Annotated in this window: 12 protein-coding genes; 10 read left to right on the forward strand and 2 right to left on the reverse strand. The window is 45.1% G+C overall.

Translation table 11 applies throughout. The features are described 5' to 3' along the window. Positions 1-25 precede the first annotated feature (25 nt). The 5 genes from RE317_RS00785 to RE317_RS00805 all read left to right on the forward strand — a co-directional run bounded on the left by RE317_RS00785 (position 26) and on the right by RE317_RS00805 (position 10,912). Positions 26-2,428 (forward strand): family 43 glycosylhydrolase, encoded by a 2,403-nt coding sequence (locus tag RE317_RS00785; RefSeq protein ID WP_117873352.1) that lies wholly within the window; start codon positions 26-28, stop codon positions 2,426-2,428. Between the two features lie 70 nt (positions 2,429-2,498). Next, positions 2,499-4,904, forward strand: coding sequence for a glycoside hydrolase family 127 protein (locus RE317_RS00790; RefSeq protein ID WP_117873358.1), 2,406 nt, complete (start codon positions 2,499-2,501; stop codon positions 4,902-4,904). Between the two features lie 11 nt (positions 4,905-4,915). Further along, positions 4,916-7,159 (forward strand): DPP IV N-terminal domain-containing protein, encoded by a 2,244-nt coding sequence (locus RE317_RS00795; RefSeq protein ID WP_117889349.1) that lies wholly within the window; start codon positions 4,916-4,918, stop codon positions 7,157-7,159. Positions 7,160-7,398: 239 nt separating this feature from the next. Continuing rightward, positions 7,399-9,540 carry a pectate lyase gene (pelA, locus tag RE317_RS00800; RefSeq protein ID WP_117700040.1) on the forward strand — a complete coding sequence of 714 codons (2,142 nt, stop codon included), beginning with the start codon at positions 7,399-7,401 and terminating at the stop codon, positions 9,538-9,540. Positions 9,541-9,646: 106 nt separating this feature from the next. Beyond that, positions 9,647-10,912, forward strand: a complete 1,266-nt coding sequence (locus RE317_RS00805) for a DUF1593 domain-containing protein (RefSeq protein ID WP_234440297.1) — start codon at positions 9,647-9,649, stop codon at positions 10,910-10,912. A 48-nt stretch (positions 10,913-10,960) separates the two neighbouring features. Here the strand turns inward: RE317_RS00805 and RE317_RS00810 are convergent, their stop codons facing one another. Together RE317_RS00810 and nadB are read right to left on the reverse strand one after the other, a co-directional pair. After that, positions 10,961-12,688 carry an ATP-binding protein gene (locus RE317_RS00810; RefSeq protein WP_085938703.1) on the reverse strand — a complete coding sequence of 576 codons (1,728 nt, stop codon included), beginning with the start codon at positions 12,686-12,688 and terminating at the stop codon, positions 10,961-10,963. A gap of 249 nt (positions 12,689-12,937) precedes the next feature. Beyond that, positions 12,938-14,518: an L-aspartate oxidase gene (gene nadB, locus RE317_RS00815; protein ID WP_005844122.1), complete on the reverse strand. Its 1,581-nt coding sequence runs from the start codon at positions 14,516-14,518 to the stop codon at positions 12,938-12,940. Positions 14,519-14,668: 150 nt separating this feature from the next. Here nadB and RE317_RS00820 point away from each other — a divergent pair, with 150 nt between their 5' ends. The 5 genes from RE317_RS00820 to dacB all read left to right on the forward strand — a co-directional run bounded on the left by RE317_RS00820 (position 14,669) and on the right by dacB (position 18,888). Further along, positions 14,669-15,229 carry an ORF6N domain-containing protein gene (locus RE317_RS00820; RefSeq protein ID WP_016271761.1) on the forward strand — a complete coding sequence of 187 codons (561 nt, stop codon included), beginning with the start codon at positions 14,669-14,671 and terminating at the stop codon, positions 15,227-15,229. 75 nt (positions 15,230-15,304) lie between these two features. After that, positions 15,305-15,715: a PH domain-containing protein gene (locus RE317_RS00825; protein ID WP_005844126.1), complete on the forward strand. Its 411-nt coding sequence runs from the start codon at positions 15,305-15,307 to the stop codon at positions 15,713-15,715. Positions 15,716-15,718: 3 nt separating this feature from the next. Next, positions 15,719-16,132, forward strand: coding sequence for a PH domain-containing protein (locus RE317_RS00830; RefSeq protein ID WP_008666544.1), 414 nt, complete (start codon positions 15,719-15,721; stop codon positions 16,130-16,132). Between the two features lie 15 nt (positions 16,133-16,147). After that, a complete protein-coding gene (gene lpdA, locus RE317_RS00835; protein ID WP_117700039.1) occupies positions 16,148-17,488 on the forward strand; it encodes a dihydrolipoyl dehydrogenase in 1,341 nt (446 codons plus the stop codon). Continuing rightward, positions 17,488-18,888, forward strand: a complete 1,401-nt coding sequence (gene dacB, locus RE317_RS00840) for a D-alanyl-D-alanine carboxypeptidase/D-alanyl-D-alanine-endopeptidase (protein WP_117700038.1) — start codon at positions 17,488-17,490, stop codon at positions 18,886-18,888. The genes lpdA and dacB overlap by 1 nt, the downstream gene beginning before the upstream one ends. Positions 18,889-19,010 lie beyond the last annotated feature (122 nt).

Genomic DNA, 19,010 nt, shown 5'->3' on the forward strand with positions numbered 1-19,010 from the left:
ACAAATAGAATTTTGCTATATAGAGATGAATAAGATACGATTGGTTGTTGCTTCCTTATTGTTGGGAGCTGCTACAGGTTTTGCTCAGAAGCCTTTTAATGCTTCGGGTACGGGGAATCCCATTATTCCCGGATATTTTGCCGATCCCACGGTGAAGAAGTTTGGCGATACGTATTATATGTATGCCACTACGGATGGCAGTGGGGCCGGTTTCGGTCCTGCACAGGTGTGGACCAGCAAGGATTTTGTAAACTGGACGTTAATGCCCATGAACTGGCCGGACAGTCATTGGATATGGGCTCCCGATGTGATGAAACATACGGATGGGAATTATTATTATTTTTATTGTCAGCCCTGTATGATTCATTGCGGGGTCAGTGAAACGCCGCGTGGTCCTTGGAAAAATATATTGGGCGAAAGTGAGGCTGTTCTTGTACCCGACCGTTTTGTGACGAATGCCATTACATTGGATGGGCAGACCTTTGTGGATGATGATGGTTCTGTATATTTGTATTGGGGGACTTGGGGAATTTATAAAGGTTTCGGTTGCGGAGCCGGAAAACTGGCTTCCGATATGAAGAGTTTTACTGAAACGCGTCTGATTCCAAATACGGAAGCTACGGATTTTTTTGAAGCGCCCTTTGTGATGAAACGAAAGGGGATCTATTATTTTATGTATTCTTCGGGTTCCTGTCACGACCACACCTATCGGGTGCAGTATGCCACTTCGGACAAGCCCATGGGGCCGTACACCTATCGGGGATGTATTCTTGAAACCAATACCGACGGAACAATTCATGGGCCGGGACATCATAGCGTTTTGAAAGAAGGCAATGAATATTATATGGTCTATCACCGTCATGATAATCCGCATTCCAACCGCGGATTTCATCGTCAGCTTTGTGTGGACCGTATGGAGTTTGCCGAAGATGGAAGTATTAAACCCCTTATTCTCACTCATGACGGAATAGGTGCATTGGCATCTTCTGTAGTGAAATCAAAAAATCTGGCATTGGGTGCTAAGGTGAGGGCTTCTTCTTTTTATGATGCCGATTTCCGTCCCGAATATGCTGTAGATGATAATAACGGAACTTTATGGCGTCCTCGTGGAATGGGACAGGAGTGGATAGAAATGGATTTGGGTGTTGCCCGGCAGATACAAACTATCTGGACTCAATTTGAGTATGGCACACAATTTTATCAATATTTAATTGAAACTTCTGTCGATGGCAAGCATTGGTCTGTTTTCGCTGATAAGCGGAATAATCGTCTGGCAGGCAGCCCGATGGTCGATTTTGGCAAGGTGAAGGCTCGTTATGTCCGCCTTACCTTTACCGGAGGACAGAAGAACGGATTTGGCGGGGCGGTCTGGAACTTGAAAATCTTTGAGGGTGTGGAAGCATCGGCTCCGCAACAATGGCTGGGACTTACCGCTGCCGATTGGAATGGTCGTGAATGGCAGAACAATGAAGGGATGCTGGGAGGGGCTTTTACTTTGAAGGAAGGTTCGGCACGCATACAGCGCATCGGTGGGCGTGATGCGTTGGTACTGGAACCGGGAACTACATTGGAGTATAGTCATCCGTTACTCTCCTCGTCCAAAGAGCATACAGTTAGTGGGTTGGTTTACAGGTCAGGTAAATGGCAGAGTTATGAAGCGGAGTCGTGTCTTTCGTCGGGATCGATTACGCTGCATAGTTCCACCGAACCTTTGGTCATTACCAATTTCCGTTTCTACAATTGGAAACAGGAAGCAGCGGAAAAGGCATACGATGCGGAAACGGATATCGTGCGTCTGCCTGTAGCCAATCAGCAGAAACATGGGCTGGTGGTCAGTCTTTCTGCCGATGATTTTGTAGTGAACGATACGGTTCCTTATCTGGAAAACCGAGGAGTAAAAGGGTATTTTGAAGCCCGGAAATTACCTCTCGTTGTGAAAGAAGTGAAAGGGAAAAAGGCATTTCATTTTGAGGGTACTCAGGTCTATACTTCCAGTTTTATGCTTTCTGCCACTTTGCAGGATAATGCTCCTTATACCTTGGAGGCATGGGTACTGAATGATTCCATTAGTGAAAATGAATGTGTGGCCGATTTTACTACCTCGCATGATGAATTGGAGAAAATCATGTTGGTCAACGGCACGGAGCCTCGTTGTGGAGTAATCAATCACTATGGCTGGTATGAAGATGCAGGATATAAGGACATGAAGGAGTTGGCAGGAAAGTGGCAGCACATCTATATCTGCTTTGATGGGCGGATGGAACAGGTTTATATCAATGGAAAATTAGTCAGTGAAAAAGATATCCAGTTGCTGGTGAAACCGTCACAATTCATCACATTGGGACGCAATGCCGAAGGAGACTGGCCCTTTACCGGTTATCTGCACTCATTGAAATTATGGGATGAATATTTGCCGTTGAAAGAGTGATTCACCCTTTTCCTATGACCGGAATATGTATTTTTGCAAAAACTATGATAAACAATTAAATGATAGAACCATGAAGAAACTTTTAGTCACTGCTCTGTTGACTGCTACCGTAGCAGGCGGAACAGCGCAAGTAAAAAATCAGTCGCACGGCTATCCTATCGACCCCGTACCTTTCACTTCGGTGAAAGTAACCGATTCATTCTGGGGGCAACGGCTGAATGCCAGCCGTGAAGTAACGATTCCTCTGGCGTTCAGCAAATGTGAGGAAACAGGACGTTATACTAACTTTGTCAATGCCGCCCATCCCAGTGATACCATTAAAGTAGGCGGTCTGGCTTTTGATGATACTGATGTGTACAAAACGATAGAAGGTGCCAGTTATCTGTTACAGACCTATCCGGACAAAAAACTGGCTAAGTATATTGATAGTGTGCTGGTTATTGTCGCTGCGGCACAGGAACCGGATGGTTATCTCTATACTTCGCGTACCATGAACCCGAAGCATCCGCATGAGTGGGCAGGAAGCAAACGGTGGGAGAAGGTGGAGGAACTGAGTCATGAATTCTATAACTTGGGACACATGGTAGAAGGTGCTATTGCGCATTACCAGGCTACCGGAAAACGTAATTTCCTTGATATCGCTATCCGTTATGCCGACTGTGTCTGCCGGGAGATAGGTACGGGCGAAGGACAGCAAATCCGTGTGCCGGGACATCAGATTGCCGAAATGGCTCTTGCCAAACTGTACTTGGTAACGGGGCAACAGAAATATTTGGATCAAGCCAAATTCTTTTTGGACCAGCGTGGACACACCACCCGCACAGATGAATACAGTCAGGCGCACAAGCCGGTAGTGGAGCAGGATGAGGCCGTGGGACATGCTGTCCGTGCCGCTTATATGTATGCAGGCATGGCAGATGTGGCCGCACTGACAGGGGATACGGCTTATATCCATGCCATAGACCGTATTTGGGACAACATTGTGGGCAAAAAATATTATATTACCGGCGGCATCGGCGCCACCAGCAATGGGGAGGCTTTTGGCAAGAACTATGAACTGCCCAATATGTCCGCTTATTGTGAGACTTGCGCGGCTATCGGTAATGTGTATGTCAACTACCGCTTGTTCCTGCTTCATGGTGAGGCAAAATATTATGATGTGCTGGAACGTACTTTATATAATGGTCTTATTTCGGGCGTGTCCCTGGATGGTGGCGGGTTCTTCTATCCTAATCCGTTGGAAAGCATCGGGCAGCACCAGCGCCAGCCTTGGTTCGGCTGTGCCTGTTGTCCGTCCAATATCTGTCGTTTCATTCCTTCTTTGCCGGGATATGTGTATGCGGTGAAAGGTAAGGACGTGTATGTTAATCTGTTCATGTCCAATACTTCGAACTTGAAGGTAGAGGGCAAGGCTGTTTCTTTGGAGCAGGCTACTCATTATCCTTGGAACGGTGATGTCACTATCGGTGTCAACAAGAACAATGCCGGACAGTTTACAATGAAAATCCGTATTCCGGGATGGGTGCGTAATCAGGTAGTTCCCAGTGACCTGTACACTTATTCGGATGGAAAGCGTTTGAGCTATACAGTGAAAGTAAATGGAGAACCGGTACAGAGTGAACTGAAGGACGGTTATTTCTGCATAGACCGCCGTTGGAAGAAAGGGGATAAAGTAGCCGTTCATTTCGATATGGAGCCTCGTACGGTGAAAGCCAATAATAAAGTGGAGGCAGATCGTGGACGTATAGCCGTGGAGCGTGGCCCGATCGTTTATTGTGCGGAATGGCCGGATAATGATTTTGATGTGCTGAGCGTGTTTATGAACCGCACTCCTCAATTCGAGGTGGTTGAAAAACCGGATTTGCTCTATGGCATTAACCAGTTGAAGACGGATGCGCAGATTCTGGGCTATGACGACAGAGGTCGTCTGACGGCTACTGATGTGAAGCTGACGTTGATCCCTTACTATGCTTGGGCACACCGCGGTGCAGGTGCTATGGCAGTGTGGTTGCCGCAGGAATTAAGTGCTTCCCGTCCGACTATGCCTGCTACGCTGGCATCGGAAAGCAAAGTGGATGCTTCGCATAAGGTGAAATCCATCTCCGCCATTAATGACCGTCTGGTGCCGAAAGATGAGAATGACCGTTCCGTACCCTATTACCATTGGTGGCCCAAACAGGGAACTACTGAATGGATATCCTACGAGTTCCCGTCCGAAGCGACTGTTTCCAGTGCTACCGTATATTGGTATGATGATGCTCCTTGGGGAGGATGCCGCATACCGCAAAGTTGGAAGATGTACTATAAAGATGCACAAGGCCAGTGGCAACCGGTGAGTGGAGCGGATAAGTATGGAGTGGAAAAAGGTACGGGGAATACAGTCAATTTTGACCCGGTAAAGACAAAAGCGGTAAAACTGGAGATTGTTCAGCCGGCCGATAATTCATCGGGTTTGTTTGAATGGGAAGTGAAATAGAATAATTCAAAATGAAGGTTGGTAAGTTAGGTTGGCTGGTAGCCATGTTCCTTAGTGGGGGCATGGCTGTCGCTCAAGGTACGGCTGATGATTATCGGCGTGCTTATGCATTGAAAGAGAAGTTCAGTGCGGATAAAGTTTTCTATTCCAATGTCAATCCGCAATGGATAGAGGGTACTCATCAATTCTGGTATGTGCGGAATACTCCGGACGGCTGCCTGTATGTATCTGTAGATGCGGATAAGAAAGCTAGAAAAGAATTGTTTGATTCTCATCGTCTGGCAAAGGCGTTGGGTGCTGCATCCGGAAAAGAGGTCAAGCCGGAAGCTCTTGCATTGGGGCGTTTGTCGGTCAGTAAGGGATTGGATACGCTGCGCTTTGTGTTTAATAATCAACGTTGGATGTATGCGTCCCGGAAAAATCAACTGGTCAATGAAGGTGCGGTTCCTCTCCCTCCCAAGCAAAAGCATTGGATGGAGGTGGATGATGAGAAGACGGCATCACCGGTTCCGTCTCCTGATGGTAAATGGATCGCATTTATTAAAAATCAGAATATCTATGTAAAGGAGGTGGCTACCGGAAAAGAAAAGCAACTGAGCTTGGACGGGACACTGGGTAATTATTATTCAGCCTACATCCGCTGGTCACCGGACAGTAAGAAGGTGGCTTCCTGCAAGATCCGTCCGGTGGAAAAGCGTTATGTTTATTATGTGGAATCTTCTCCGGCTGATCAGCTTCAGCCCAAGCTTCACAAACAGGAGTATGCGAAGCCGGGAGATGAACTTCCTTTTAAAGTGCCCTGCATCTATGAAGTGGAGAGCGGACGAAGCATTATTCCTTCTACCGAATTGTTCGACCGGCAATATGAAGTATATGGCCCCGAATGGAACCCCGACAGCCGTGCCGTGACTTTTGAATATAACCAGCGCGGACATCAGGTGTACAGAGTACTTGAACTTTCTGCCGAAACGGGAAAAGTGCGCCCGTTGGTAGAAGAAACCAGCGATACATATGTGAATTATACCCGTCATTTCCGTCATGACTTGAAAGACGGCAAGCAGATGATATGGATGAGTGAGCGTGACAATTGGAATCATCTCTATATGTACAACCGTATTACCGCACAGCCCGATTATCAAATTACTAAAGGAGAATGGTATGTACGCGAAGTGCTTTGGGTAGATGAAGATAACCGTCAGATTTATTTCTCGGCAAATGGTATGGAAGCCGGTGAAGACCCCTATTTCATCCGTTATTACCGCATCGGTTTTGATGGCAAAGGGCTTACTTGTCTTACCCCCGAAGAAGGGATGCACCGTGCCTGGTTCTCGGAAGACATGAAGTATTTGGTAGATGTTTATTCTATGGTGGACAAGGTTCCCGTCGCTGTGTTACGTAGTGCCAGGGATGGCAAAGTGGTGATGCCGTTGGAAACAGCCGATATAACTCTTTTGGAGGCCGAAGGCTGGAAAGCTCCGGAGGTGTTTGTTGCCAAAGGGCGGGACGGCAAGACGGATATGTGGGGATTGATTGCCCGCCCCACCAACTTTGACCCGAATAAGAAATATCCGGTTATCGAATACATTTATCAGGGTCCCGGAGACCAGTATGTTCCGAAGACTTTCCGTCCTTATGACTGGAATATGACTTCCTTGGCCGAACTTGGTTTTATCGTCTTGATGGTCGATGGAATGGGAACTTCTTTCCGTTCGCGTGCTTTTGAGAATGTATGTTATAAGAATTTGAAAGATGCCGGTCTGCCGGACCATATTGCCTGGATTAAGGCGGCTGCGCAAAAGTATCCTTATATGGATGTGGACAGGGTAGGTATTTACGGTTGTTCTGCCGGTGGTCAGGAATCTACAAATGCAGTTTTGCTTTATCCTGATTTCTATAAAGCAGCTTATTCGGCTTGTGGTTGTCATGATAACCGTATGGATAAGATTTGGTGGAATGAACTTTGGTTGGGCTATCCGGTAGGAGATCAATATAAGGAAGGGTCTAATGTGGAAAATGCACATCTGTTGAGTCGTCCTTTGATGTTAGTGGTGGGAGAACTGGATGATAATGTAGATCCTGCCTCTACCATGCAGGTGGTCAATGCATTGATAAAGGCGAATAAAGATTTTGAATTGGTCGTGATTCCCGGAGCGCATCATACAATGGGGGAAGATTTTGGCGAACATAAGCGGTATGATTTCTTTGTCCGTCATTTGATGCAGGTGAATCCACCGAAGTGGGATGAGATAAAATAGGAGGAGTGAGGTTTGTAGCTGTAGGAGTTTGTCAGTTATGATAAATAGAGGTGGCAGTGTTATGGAGGACAAGTCCATAGCACTGCTTTTTTATGTAATTCCGTGTTTTCATTGATGAAATTATGTCGGTTGAGCCGTGTCTGTGCAAAATCTGCCTGAAAAAGACCAAATATTCTCTGTATTCAGATTGGAAAACGCATAATTTTGTTTGCTGGTTTTTATCAAAACATATAGGAATAATGAAAAATACATTCAAAAAAGTGTTTATTGGCTTTATGGCTTTTGCCATGGTAACCGGCTCCTTTGCGCAGCAAAGAGCTCATAAAAAGGATAATGAGTCGTATCCTAAGGAATGGAAACAAATAGCACGTATGGAGCAGGATTCTTTCTTTCTGACAGATGAAGCTCGGCGGATTGCTGAAAATGTATTGGCTTTTCAACGCTGTACGGGCGGTTGGCCGAAGAATATAGATATGGCCCGCCGCATGAATGATAAAGAGCTGGCTAAAGTGATAAAGGATAGATCACGTCGTGATGATTCTACGATAGATAATAATGCCACAACTGCCCAGATGATTTTTTTAGCCCGTCTTTATAGGCAGACTAAGGATATACGTTATCGGGATGCTTTCCTTCAGGGAGTGGAATATTTGCTGAGTGGTCAATACGAAAACGGAGGATGGCCGCAATTCTGGCCCGGTCCGCGTGGTTATCAGGTACATATTACTTTTAATGACGATGCCATTGTCAATACATTGAATATGATACGTGATATGATGAATCACAAAGCGCCTTATGAGGATGATTTGATAGACAAGGCTTTGTGTGTACGTTTGGGAAAAGCCTTTAATAAAGGAATAGAGTGTATACTGGCTACACAAATTATAAAGGATGGAGAACCTTCAGTGTGGTGTCAGCAGAATGATAGGGAAACATTGAAGCCTGCACCGGCACGTGCGTATGAGTTGCCGTCTTATTGTTCGGCGGAGAGTGCCGGAATTGTGCGTCTGCTCATGGAATTACCTGCACCCGACGCACGCGTGAAGCGGGCGGTTCACGGAGCCATGAAATGGTTTGACAGGTATAAACTTACCGGTTTGAAATGCGAGCGTATCGTGCTGGCAAATGGTGAGCGGGATACTCGTCTTGTGGAAGATCCTCAAGCCAAGCCTATTTGGGCGCGTTATTATGATTTGAAATATTGTGAACCGTATGTATGTGACCGTGATGGGCTGCCACGTCGCCATTTGGAAGAAATAGGAACAGAACGTCGTAACGGATATAGTTGGTACAATAGCAGACCGGCTGAGCTTTTTGCCATATACAATGCATGGGCGGACAAATATGATCCGAAGCATAAAGTGGCAATCAGTCTGGCAACCAAAGGAGCGAATGAAAACGGGCTTATTGAAATGTATCGTCGTCCCATGGCAGAGCGTACGGCTTTTGATGTGGTGGTAAAGCCGGGAGAGAGTATTCAGGCAGCTATTGAAAAGGCTCCGGAAATTCCGACAGTACCTTTTAAAATCTTATTGCTGAACGGAACGTATCATCAAAAAGTGATTATTGACAGGCCTAATATTGTTTTGGTGGGGGAAAACCGTGACAGTACGCGGATTGTCTTGGCTGAAACAGCCCAGACACGTGCCATCACGGAATATCATGGACGTCCGGTAGGCAATGGTGTCATTGTGTTGCAGGAAGGTGCGGATGATTGTGTTATTAGCGGACTGACTGTTTACAACAATTACGGAACTGCCGTTGAAAATACGACCATCCATCAGATGGCGATTTTTGGACGTGCCACTCGTACCATCATCATCAACAGTAATGTATGGGCCGATGGAAACGATGCCCTTTCCTTGTGGGCGCCCGGAAGCAATGGTATGTATTATCATGCCGATCTCTATCTTCGTTGTCCGGGTGTGGATTTTCTTTGTCCTCGCGGATGGTGCTATGCCACACGCTGCCATTTTTATGGTGATAGCCGTGCCATGATTTGGCATGACGGACGAGGTGACAAGAACAAGAAACTGGTTATTACCAATTCTTCATTTGATGCTAAGACACCGACACTTTTAGGACGCTATCATCATGATTCCCAGTTTTATCTCATCAAATGTAAAATGTCGAAGAATGTGCTTGACGGGAATATTCATTATGCTTATTCGGATAAAGTGCTTGATCCCTGTCCGTGGGGGCTACGTACCTATTATTATGGTTGTACCCGTGAAGGAGGGCATAGTGGCTGGTTAAACGATAATTTAAAGGAGGCGGAGAATGCTCCGGAGTTTTATGGCGTTACCGCCAAGTGGACATTCAATGGCAAATGGGACCCCGAACAACGTATCAGAGATCTTTGGAATGTGTTGGCCTACTAATTTAACAGTTTGTAATATGAAAATGACTCCTGTTTTATGCTGTATTGTTTTTTTGTTTGTGTCAATGTTATCTGCTGTTGCCCGATAGCAGGAGAAGCCCCGGGTTATTGTCACTACGGATGGTGAGATTGACGATCAAAGTTCTATGATTCGTTTCCTTATGTATTCTTCTGATTATGATGTCGCAGGCATTGTTCAAGTCAATGGGGTACAGAAAGACGGACATAGTAAAGATAAATGGATCGAATCACAAATTGCCAAATATGCGGAATGTCTGCCTAATTTGAGGAAACATAATCCCGATTATCCCGATGCTGAATATCTGCTAAGTGTCTTGGCGGTTGGTAATGAGAACAGAGAGGACTTGCATAAATTGCCTCCTTTACTGTCTGATAGCGAAGGGGCACAGCTCATCATAAGGACATTGCTTGATTCTGATCCGAGGCCTGTTCATATTTTAGCATGGGGTGGAGCCAACACCCAGGCCAATGCCTTATGGCAGATCAAGCAGAAATATTCTGCTGCAGAATGGGCAAAAGCGGTATCAAAAGCCAGATTATATTGTATTTGGTATCAGGACGGCGGTGGAAAATGGATAGAACAGAATCTTCCTGAAATCATTATTTATGAATCGGGCGCACCGGATCATGATGGAGGATGGAGATATGTATGGGATTACATGAGTGTGGATTATTATTTTAAGAACAGACTTAGTAAAAATTCAAAAGAGTTGCAACAGATCATGGATAAACCTTGGTTGGCTGACCATATTAAGAATGGGCACGGACCACTGTGTGCCGCCTATCCTCAGGAATATACCAGTGAGGGGGATACTCCTTCTTTTATGCCTCTTATACGTAATGGACTTGAACAGCATACAGACTATACATTAGGAGGATGGGGAGGACGCCCGGAGTATAAAAATGGCAATCACATGCAAGATGGGAATGATTTGAAAAACGGTGTGCCGGATTCGCATTATACTTTCCAGCGTTGGTTGCCTGCTATACAAAATGACTGGGCGGCTCGTGCCGACTGGTGCGTGGCTGATGAATATTCAAAGGCAAATCATCAACCTGTTGCCCGGATATTGGGAGAAAGTGTACGCACAGTCCGGCCGGGAGAAAAAATAATACTGGATGCCTCTCCTTCATTTGACCCTGATAAAAATTCATTGTCTTACCAATGGTGGCAATATCGGGAAGCAGGCAGTGTGCAAACAAAGGTGGCTATAAAGCACGTAGATGAGAAGAGGGCGGAGATAATTGTACCGGATAATCCGGGCAAACAGTTACATTTGATACTTGAACTTACAGATAATGGAACGCCTAATCTAAAGTCTTATAAAAGAGTGATTCTGAATGTGAATTGACTTCCTGTATGAATTTTCATCCGTACTGTCATGTTGTTTTGAACAGGCCTACACTTCTTCCATCCGCTCCAGCTCCCATCCCCGGAACTGTATGATAATACAGTGCAGCTTCGTGTTCTGCACCAACTGCCGTACCCGGGGTGCGGCAGCATATTCGTTAATCTGTTTCACCGCTTCCTGCCATTGCGTCCGGGCTTTCTCTTCCGTGTCCTTCACCGACAGATATTTCAGTTCAAGAATATAGCTATGCTTCACCTCGTAGCGCATCAGGTCCGGCATGAGGAAGAGGTCGCAGTAACCGTGGCTCAGTTCCATTTCCGGAGCCATCAGGTAATAAGCGTTTACGCTGAGGTAGGCGGTGAAGAAACCCTGTATATTTCGCTCGCCTTCCATGGCACTGCGTACAGATGAATTTTCCTTGTAGGCATGGGCAATGAATTCCAGTGTTTCGCGCCAATGGCCTTCGTAAGCCATTTCATCGAACAGGTCCATCAAATTGTTCAGGTTGATATGGCGTTTGTCCTGGTACTCCTCCAGCATGAATTCGTAATACTGTTTGCGCACATTATAGTTGGGGATACTCAATACCAAGCGGCTGCCGCGTGTGGCAGTGATGGTCAACATGCCATAATAGAAGAGCAGGCTGGGGAAGATTTCGGGTTTGGCGATTTCCTTGGCCGGGAAGGTGGTGATCAGGTTGGTGATAATTTGCCCTTCTTCGGTGATTTTACGTAATACGCCCTTGCGGTTGCCGTCCAGCTTGTCCAGCTGGATTAGTTTCTTCATTTTGTTGTAGTCCGTACGGGTGTTGGGATCTATCATCTCTTTAGGAGATTTGCCCAGCGTGATGTAATTGCGCAGGTAGTAAAGTACCATGTCGCAATTGAACATTTTCGGGTCGCGTTCCAGGCTTTCTTCTGCGAAACAGTAATTATTATACCACGGTTTCATCTCCCGGATCATTGCTTCGATGTCCGCGTCGATCGGGAGCTGTCCGGCATCCTTATAATATTGGAACATGGTGCGCACGTCCGTTTCGCTGAATCCCAGCATCATGTTGAACTGGTAGTCGGTACTGATATTCCAGCCGATGTTGAATCCGCTGGTCAGGTCGTCCAAGGTGACGGGGCTGACGCCGGTCATGAAGATGCGCTCGAACATGCCTTTGAATTTCTTGAATATTTCACGGTAGAATCCGCTGGCATGGGTCAGGGCATGATAAATGTCTTTTCCCTGCTCGTTCAGAACGATGTTGGTAAAGTTATCGTATTCGTCGATGATGAGGTAAAGTTTCATTCCGGATTCAGCCGCATGCAGGTTCAGGTAGTTCAACTTGCTGACAAAGTCGGGCTGTTCTTCCATCTTTTGTGCAAATCCGGGAAAATAATAAGGCTCATACACTTTGCCGAACAGGTCCATCACCATGCCGCAATAGTTATTGAAATTTTCTTCCAGTGAACCACTTCCGCCACTGGCGCGCGAGAAATCAAGATACACCACCTGAAATTTTCCTTGCAGGGGGGTGGGGCGGCTGCCTATCCATAGATTGCCGAAGCGTTTCTGGAACTTTTCTTTTTGTGCTATGTCATAATACGCACGCAGCATACTCAAAAAGATACTCTTGCCGAAGCGGCGGGGACGGATAAAGAACAGGTTCCGGGGCTGTTTTTCCAGCAAAGGCAGATACATGGTTTTATCTACATAGTACATGTTCTGCTCTGCCACTTCCACGAAGTTGGCAATGCCATAGGGGATTTCTTTTATATTTTCCATCATTGCTTCTGTTGTCTTTAGTTCGTATCCGGATGCCAATACAACAAAGATAGTCTATTCTTCCTGAAGGAACAAAGGAAATAAAGTTTTTAATAGAAAGAAGATGTTCAAGGTAAGTTATGCGCTTGAAAGAAAATTCTTTATTACTCCTCGCTAGATTTCTACTGGGTCGAAAAAAAGGGCGTGCCAAAAGCCATGTTTATTATTTAGATCTTTTGGCACACCCTCTTGGTGGATTCTGAAATCAGTTTCTTATTTCTTCTCTGCCGCGGCATGTGGATAGTCAATCGTATAATGCAGTCCGCGACTCTCTTTCCGTTCCATTGCCTGACGGGTGATCAAATACCCGATGTTAATCATGTTACGCAGTTCGCAAAGTTCGCGTGAAGCCTTACAGCGTTTGAAAAGACGCTCGGTTTCTTCATATAAAATATCCAATCGGTTCCAAGCACGGATTAATCGCGTATTACTGCGCACAATACCTACATAAGCTTCCATAATCTGGTTCACCTCTTTCATGCTTTGGGTTATCAGTACCCGTTCTTCATTGTTCATGGTTCCTTCATCGTTCCATTCGGGGATATCCTCATTGAAGTCATACCGGTCGAGTACATTTAGTGCATGTTTGGCTGCCGCGTCCGCATAAACCACTGCTTCTATCAGCGAATTGGAAGCCAAACGGTTACCTCCGTGCAGACCGGTACATGAACATTCGCCGATGGCATACAAACGGTTGATACTGCTCTGTCCGTCCAGATCGACTTTGATACCTCCGCACAGATAATGAGCAGCCGGAGCCACAGGAATATAGTCCTTAGTAATATCAATGCCTAGGCTGAGGCATTTTTTATAAATATTGGGGAAATGTTTTTTTGTTTCTTCCGGATCTTTATGCGTCACATCCAGATATACATGATCTTCACCGCGCTGCTTCATTTCGTTATCAATGGCACGTGCTACGATATCACGTGGGGCCAATGACAGGCGTGGATCATATTTTTGCATGAATTCTTCGCCACTTTGATTCTTTAAGACAGCACCGTAACCGCGCATGGCTTCGGTGATGAGGAAACTGGGACGGTCTCCCGGATGAAAGAGGGCGGTGGGATGGAATTGTATAAATTCCATGTCCTTTACTGCTCCTTTGGCACGGTACACCATAGCAATGCCGTCTCCCGTAGCTACCAGTGGATTGGTTGTATTGCGGTATACCGCTTCGCATCCGCCTGTTGCCATTACAGTTACTTTGGACAGGAACGTATCCACTTCTCCTGTTTTCTCATTCAATACGTAAGCACCGAAACATTTGATGCCTGGTGTATGGCGGGTGACGATAATTCCCAAATGATGCTGGGTAATGATTTCTACCGCATAGTGATCTGTAAATATGGTAATATTGGGATGAGCTTTTACCGCTTCTATCAGGCTGGTTTGTATTTCAGCTCCTGTATTGTCTTTGTGGTGCAGGATACGGAACTCGGAATGGCCTCCTTCTTTGTGGAGGTCGAATTCTCCATCCTCTTTTTTATCAAAATCCACTCCCCATTTTATCAGTTCCTGGATTTGTGCAGGTGCTTCTCGCACTACTTTTTCTACAGCCGCGCGGTCACTGATCCAATCGCCGGCAATCATCGTGTCTTCAATGTGTTTCTCGAAATTGTCTACTTTCAAGTTGGTAACAGATGCTATACCTCCCTGAGCAAAATAGGTATTGGCTTCTTCCAGTCCTGCTTTACAAATCAGGGCGACTTTACCTTTGTGAGCTACTTTCAGTGCGAAGCTCATTCCGGCAAGTCCTGAGCCGATAACAAGGAAATCGAATTTTTTAACCATGATAATATGCTTTATGGGTGCAAAGCTACGAAAAACCTTTATTCATTGTACCTTTTGCTCTTGTTTTTACTATTTTTTTCGTGAAGAATAAACGAAATAGATAATGCAAGTATGAAATTAAAAGTGTAACTTTCTGCATTTTTAAATAGAATAGAAAACAATAAAGAAATCATTCACGAAAGTGAGGTAAAAGAACTTATAATTGAGTTGAGGGGTGAGAAAGTACTGATAGACCGGGATGTAGCTAAGCTTTATGGCGTAGAAACCAGGGATATAAATAAAGCAGTAAAAAATAATGCAGATAAATTCCCTGAAAATTACTGTTTTAGCTTGCAATTATCTGAAAAACAGGAGCTGGTGGAAAATTTCCACCGGTTAGAAAGTTTGAAGTATTCAACCGTTGTCCCCAAAGCTTTTACAGAACGGGGATTGTATATGTTGGCTACTATATTAAAAGGTCCGAGAGCTACCGCAACTACTTTTGCCATTATCGAATCATTCTTTAAGTTAAGGACATTAGTACGGAATGTAAATATCATGGCTACCGAGTATGATGAGGAAAAGAGGAAGAGTCTGGTACAACGTAGTGGAGAACTGCTGAATGAACTGCTGACTGATGAGGGTGATATAACAGAAACGGAATCTTCTATCGAATTAAATTTGTATGCTTTGAAGATGAAACGTACAGTAAAGAGGACAAAAAAAGGATAAATTCTCTCATTCTGCGCCGTAATGAGGTCGATAAACGATAAATTTATTATCTTTCGGGCAAATTACAATAAGATGATGAATCGAATTTTTCATGTGAAGATAGCAGGAGGCACTTATCTGTTTCTGATACTGCTGACAGCCGTCATGGTATTTGCTTTCTGGTGTATGAAGGCAATGATAGGATTGGTGGTGGCATTGGGGCTGATCATTACCATTGAACGTATTATCCATTCTACTTATACGCTGACTGCGGATGGAAAGCTGGTGGTGTATTATGGTCGTTTTTATAAAGGGAAGACCATTCCCTTGACTGACATTACGGATGTGGAGCTGAAACGAAGTTCCGGATTCGGTGGAATTATGCCTTCGAAATATGTATTGATACATTATGAGAAGAAAAATTTATTGTCATTGGTTCCTGTAAAGCCGGAAGAATTTATCAATGCGTTGGTGAAGCGGCTGGAGCATAGGATAGAGGAGGAATAAATTATGGAGCAAGTATTTAAAACAAAAAGAGCTCGTAGGTGGTGGATTATTATAGTCAGTCTGGTTGTTCTGATTATTTTTCTGAATGTGTATTTGGAGCAAAGTTGGGCTTTTTCGGCGCTTGGGGGAATTATTATTTCTGTGTTAATGTTTTATTCGCAATCGAAAACCATTTATATTGTAAAAGACAATGGTGTTCTGGAAATTAAACCGGGATGGGGGAACAGAATATGTGTAGACGGAATCCGTAAAGTGTCTTATAATCCGAATGCAATAGGAATGCAAAAGGTGAAAATAGAGCACGCCCAAGGTTTTGTAATGATTAACCCTGATAAGCCTTTGGAATTTGTAGAAGCATTGAGAGAAATAGATCCAAATCTGTCTGTTGAAGGTTTTGAACAGATAAAAACTAATTAACCCAAAATAAATACCATGAAATATCAAATTGCAATCATCGGTGGAGGTCCCGCAGGGTATACTGCTGCCGAAGCTGCCGGAAAGGCAGGACTGAGTGTTGTATTATTCGAAAAAAGAAGTCTGGGCGGTGTCTGCCTGAATGAGGGATGTATTCCTACCAAGACCTTGCTTTATTCGGCTAAAGTATATGATTATGCAAAACATGCTTCAAAGTATGCCGTGAATGTGCCTGAAGCTTCTTTTGATTTAGGAAAGATTGTGGCGCGTAAATCAAAGGTGGTTCGTAAGCTGGTATTGGGAATCAAGGCAAAACTGACTGCGCATCAGGTAAATATAGTAACGGGAGAAGCCACGATTGTAGATAAGAATACCATCCAATGCGGTGGGGAAACCTACGAATGTGAGAATTTGCTGCTGTGTACCGGCAGTGAAACATTTATTCCTCCTATTCCGGGAGTGGAAAACGTGGATTACTGGACGCACCGTGATGCACTGGATAATAAAGAAGTACCTGCTTCATTGACTATTGTCGGCGGTGGAGTGATCGGTATGGAATTTGCTTCTTTCTTTACCAGTTTGGGAGTACAGGTGACAGTTGTCGAAATGTTGGATGAAATCCTGGGTGGCATGGATAAAGAGCTGTCGGCCATGCTCCGGGCTGAATATGCCAAAAAAGGAATCAAGTTCCTGCTCAGTACGAAAGTAGTAGGGGTATCTAAAGGGGAGACCGGTATTACTGTGTCATACGAAAATGCAGATGGAGCAGGAACTGTTACAGCTGATAAGTTATTGATGAGTGTAGGCCGTCGTCCGGTGACAAAAGGTTTCGGACTGGAAAATCTGAATTTGGAATGGACGGAGCGAAGATGCATCAAAGTAGATGAACATTTGCAATCTTCCGTCCCCGGTGTCTATGTATGCGGTGATTTGAACGGAGTTTCTTTGTTGGCACATACCGCCGTGCGTGAGGCGGAAGTGGCTGTCCATCATATTACAGGTAAGGAAGATGCGATGAGTTATCGTGCCATACCGGGTGTGGTCTATACAAATCCTGAGATTGCCGGGGTAGGTATGAGCGAGGAAGCTTTGCAGGCCGCAGGTATTCCTTATCGAGCCGTTAAGTTGCCGATGGCTTACTCCGGGCGTTTTGTAGCCGAGAATGAAGGAGTGAACGGTGTCTGCAAAGTTTTGGCAGCCGAAGACGGTACTGTATTGGGAGCGCATATGTTGGGTAATCCTGCTTCCGAGCTGATTGTATTGGCAGGTATGGCTATTGAGGATGGTAAGACCATAGAGGATTGGAAACGATATGTATTCCCTCATCCTACTGTGGGTGAGATATTCAGGGAACTATAATGAAACGAGTTTTATTTTTCTTTTTACTGATTTTATCTTTTCACTTCATAAACGCCCAGCCGCTATCTCAGCGGCTGGACGCTTTACTGCATGAGGAAGTTCTGAAAACATCCGAAGTGGGTATTGCCGTATTCGATTTGACCACCGGGAAATCCGTTTACCGTTATCAGGACGATAAACTATACCGGCCTGCTTCTGTTGAGAAAATAATCACTTCGGTTACCGCCTTGGCGCAACTGGGAGCGGATTATACCATGGATACCGGTCTTCGTTATCGTGGAAAAATAGAAAATGACACGTTGAAAGGCAGTCTGTATCTGATAGGCGGTTTTGATCCGGAATTTATGGACGAGGATCTGGACCGTCTGGTAGATGCGTTGGCAAGTCAAGGCATCCGTTATGTGACAGATACCCTTGCAGCGGATGTTTCCATGACGGACTCGGTTTATTGGGGTTCCGGCTGGTGTTGGGACGATACTCCTTACTCCTTCCAGCCCTATCTTTCCCCTCTCATGCTGAATAGGGGCTGCGTGGATGTATCGGTCTCTCCTGCTCAGAAGGACTCGTTGCCTAAAGTCGCTTGTACGCCGGTTTCCGATTATTATCAGGTTCATAATCACGGGGTGAGCCGTAATCCGCAAGCCGGGAAGCTGAAAATCACCCGCAACTGGCTCAGCAATGGCAATATCATTACCGTTTCCGGAAATGTTTCTTATCCCTATACTGAGAAATTGAATGTATATACTTCCAAAGACTTCTTTTTCCATACCTTTGTCAGCCGTTTGCGCAGCAAAGGAATTGAAGCGCGAACCTGCACGTATGCCGATTGTCCTGTAACGGCCGACAGTATAGTTACGCTTTATACCGTCCGAAGACCACTCAAGGAAGTGCTGGAAAGAGCGTTGAAGAAAAGTGATAACCTGTGCGCCGAATCGATGTTTTATCATTTGGCTGCCAAGCGTTCCCTGCATAAACGGGTGACGGGAGAAGATGGAACCGATGCCATTCACGCCTTTATGAAAACAGCTTTAGGGTTTAATCCGGAGAACTATAAGATAGCGGACGGCAGCGGTGTTTCCGTTTATAATTATATCTCTCCACGTTTACTGTTGGAGTATTTGAAATATGCCTACTATCATCGGGAAATTTTTCTTCCTTTCTATGAGTCCCTGCCCATAGCCGGAGTGGACGGTACTTTACAAAACCGGATGAAGCAGACCAAGGCCCGTGGAAATGTGCATGCAAAAACAGGTTCTGTAACCGGAGTCAGCTCGCTGGCAGGCTATGTAAAAGCTGCTGACGGACATCAACTGGCCTTTGTTATCATCAATCAGAATGTACTGAAATTAAGCCGGGCGCGTGCGTTCCAAGATAAGTTTTGTGATATTTTATCTCGTTGATTTTGAGTTTTTGAATGTTCTGAAACGTATTAAGTAGCAGATTTTGCATATAATAGGACAAAATTTATACCTATTCTGAACGATTTTTGCAGCATCGGAACAAGATTGTTTCGTAACTTTGC

The organism is Phocaeicola sp. GP0067, from assembly GCF_031119655.1.
Lineage (GTDB): Bacteria > Bacteroidota > Bacteroidia > Bacteroidales > Bacteroidaceae > Phocaeicola > Phocaeicola vulgatus.